This is a genomic window from Comamonas sp. Z1 (assembly GCF_008121555.1).
Taxonomy (GTDB): Bacteria; Pseudomonadota; Gammaproteobacteria; order Burkholderiales; family Burkholderiaceae_C; genus Comamonas; species Comamonas thiooxydans.
This window is the reverse complement of sequence record NZ_VOQT01000060.1, coordinates 1-1,193: the sequence shown is the minus strand read 5'-3', so window position 1 is coordinate 1,193 and position 1,193 is coordinate 1. Positions and strand designations below refer to the sequence as shown.

General features: G+C 57.1%; 1 protein-coding gene. It reads right to left on the bottom strand.

Translation table 11 applies throughout. The features are described 5' to 3' along the window. Nucleotides 1-39 precede the first annotated feature (39 nt). A protein-coding gene (locus FSY45_RS27705; protein WP_086003188.1) for an IS3 family transposase occupies nt 40-1,127 on the bottom strand; the annotation gives its coding sequence in 2 pieces (ribosomal slippage) (nt 40-878 and nt 878-1,127; 1,089 coding nt in all). Nucleotides 1,128-1,193 lie beyond the last annotated feature (66 nt).

The following is a 1,193-nucleotide window of genomic DNA, read 5'->3' as shown; positions in this document are numbered from 1 at the left end:
GGTAATGCCCCCGTTTTCCACAGTCGGCAGAAGTAGAAACTAAGCGGCCATGGCCAGCCGCTGCTTCGGGGTAAAGCCGCCCAATGCCATATTTGGGCGCTCGTGATTGTAAGTCCACATCCAGTCGGCCGCTGCCTGCCGAACCTGCTCCAGGTCTTCCCACAGATATTGCGAGAGCCATTCGTATCGCGCGGTCCGATTGAACCGTTCGATGTACGCGTTCTGTTGCGGCTTGCCCGGCTCAATGTATTCCAGCCGTATACCTAGCTTCTGCGTCCAAGTCACGATGGCTGTGCTCAGGTATTCTGGGCCGTTGTCACAACGAATTACCTTCGGCTTGCCACGCCATTCCATGTGCTGCTCCAGCGTGCGAATCACCCGCTCGGACGGCAGCGAGAAATCCACCTCAATGCCCAGCGCCTCGCGGTTGAAATCATCAATCACGTTCAGCGTCCGGATGCTGCGCCCGTCAACGAGCTGGTCATGCATGAAGTCCATTGACCACACTTCGTTGATGGCATGCGGCACCGACAGCGGCTGCGGCGTTTCGCGCACCAAGCGTTTCTTCGGCTTGATGCGCAGGTTCAGCTCCAGCTCCCGATAAATCCGGTAGATGCGCTTGTGGTTCCACCCGAATCCCTGCACGTTACGCAAGTAGTAATAGCACAGCAGAAAGCCCCAGTTGCGATGACAGCCCGTGATACGCATCAGCCAGTCTGCAATCTCTTCGTTCTCCGTGTTCAACTTCGCCTCGTATCGGTAGCACGACTCGCTGATGCCGAACACTGTGCACGCCACACGAATTGACACGCGGCGCTGTTGCACAACCTGCTTTGCCATCTCGCGCCGGCGAGATGGCTTCAGAACTTTTTTTGCAGCGCCTCCGAGGCAATCTCAGCCTTGAGCTTCTCCTCGATGTACATCTTGCGCAGCCGGGCATTCTCCGCCTCGAGCTCCTTCATGCGCGACATCATCGACGCGTCCATCCCGCCGTACTTCGAGCGCCATTTGTAGAACGTTGCCGAACTGATGCCCAGTTCCCGGCATAGCTCCGGCACCGCAAGCCCAGCCTCCGCGCGCTTGAGCGCCTCCAATATCTGGCTATCTGTGAATCTCGACTTCTTCATCTGCAGAACTCCCTCTTAACGAGAAAATTCTACTTCTCCCAGCGGTGGATTTCAGGGGGTATTACC